Annotated in this window: 1 protein-coding gene; it reads right to left on the bottom strand. The window is 73.2% G+C overall.

The features are described from left to right. Positions 1 to 437 precede the first annotated feature (437 nt). Positions 438 to 1,679, bottom strand: a complete 1,242-nt coding sequence (locus AOK00_RS36285; RefSeq protein WP_055604336.1) for a cytochrome P450 family protein — start codon at positions 1,677 to 1,679, stop codon at positions 438 to 440. Positions 1,680 to 1,723 lie beyond the last annotated feature (44 nt).

Below are 1,723 nucleotides of genomic sequence, written 5' to 3'. Positions count from 1 at the left end.
GGGGAGGGGAGGGCAGCCTGGGATGAGTCCCGGCCGGGGCATGCTGAGGGTCGATCTGACGGCGCTTCTGCAGCGCTTGAACGGTTCAGAGCGACGAATGCGCGCCGGCGCGGCGGGAGTTCGCACCGCCGGTCACCCTCGCGGGTGACGATGAGCATCGGGGCTGTGGCGCTCCCGACCGTGCTCTGTCTCGACGGGCGCCGGCCCGCAGGGCGGCACCCGAGGGGTCGCGACGAGCAGGGGGCCATCAACGGCCGCGGCCGCTCGGACCGGGTATCAAGGTGCACTGCCGGGCGCGGGCGGCCCGGGCCCGGCACGACCGCATGAACGCGTTCGGGGCGCGGACAGCGGGGCGTTCTCCGCCCCCTCCCCGCCCGGGGAGGGAAGCCGGCTGCCGGGCTGCCGGGCTGCCGGGCTCCCTCCCCTCGGCGCGGCCGTCAGGCCAGGACGACCGGGAGGTCGAACAGGTCGTTCTGCGTGACGACCGGCTTGTTCCGCAGCTTCTCGGGCGCGACGGCCAGACGCAGCCCCGGGAAACGCGCGTACAGGGCCGGCAGGGCCACCGACGCCTCCAGGCGGGAGAGGGCGGCGCCCGGGCAGACGTGCGGGCCGTGACCGAAGGAGATGTGGCGGTTCGGCGTACGGGTCACGTCGAACGAACCCGCCGTCGGACCGTGCTGCTCCTCGTCCCGGCCGATCGCGCCGAACGAGACGATCAGGGCCTCCCCCTTCGGCAGCACCCGGTCGCCCACCTCGATGTCCTCGGTGGCGAAGCGGATCAGCACGTGCGAGGTGGGAGTCGACCAGCGCAGGGTCTCCTCGATCACGTTCGCCCACGGCACCTCCCCGGAGAGGACCAGGGCACGCTGCTCGGGGTGGGTCTCCAGGGCCACGACGGCGTTCACGATGAGGCTGATCGTCGTCTCGTGCCCGGCCGCCACCATCAGCTGGAGGGTGTTGGTGATCTCCTCGGTGGTGAGCCGGTCGCCGCCCTCCGACGCCTCGATCAGCGCGCTCGTCAGGTCGTCACCGGGCTTCTCGACCTTGCCCGCCACGATCCCCGCGAACAGCGTGCCCAGGTCCGCCATCATCTGCGGCACCTCCTCGGGCGGCGTCTGCGTCGAGAAGAACTTCTCGAACAGGGCCTTCATCCGCGGGTGGTCGACCGGGTCGACGCCCATGAGGTCGCTGACCACGTTCATCGGCAACGGGTAGGCGAACTCCGCCTTCAGATCGACGGTCTCACCCGCCGGACGCTCCGCGAGCCGGTCCAGCATGCCCGTGGTCAGGGCCTCGATGCCCTCGCGCAGCCGCTCCACCCGGCGCGCGGTCAGCGCCTGCGCGACCAGCGTGCGCAGCCGCCGGTGCTCGTCGCCGTCGACCGTCAGCATCGACTTGCCGGGGTTCGCGAGGCCGATCAGCGGCCAGTCCATGGGTATCTCGCCGCGCTGCCACGCCCCCCAGACGTCGATGTCCTTGACCAGGCGGGCGTCGGTGAGCAGCCGCCGCGCCTCGGCGTGGTGGGTGACGGCCCAGCAGGCCACCCCGCCGGGCAGGACGACACGGGCCAGCGGGCCCGCGGCCCGCAGCCGGGCGCTCTCGCCGTCGAGGTCGGCGACGAACGGGTCCAGGGCGATGGCGTCGGCGGCGGACGCGGCGTGGGCGTGCGGGCAATTCATCCGAGGGCTCCAAGGGCGGGGGTCGGGGTGTAGGTCACGGGGAG

The organism is Streptomyces aureus (genome assembly GCF_001418135.1).
GTDB classification, from domain to species: Bacteria; Actinomycetota; Actinomycetes; order Streptomycetales; family Streptomycetaceae; genus Streptomyces; species Streptomyces aureus_A.
Note: the sequence above shows the minus strand (reverse complement) of the source record. Positions and strands in the feature narration are given on the sequence as shown.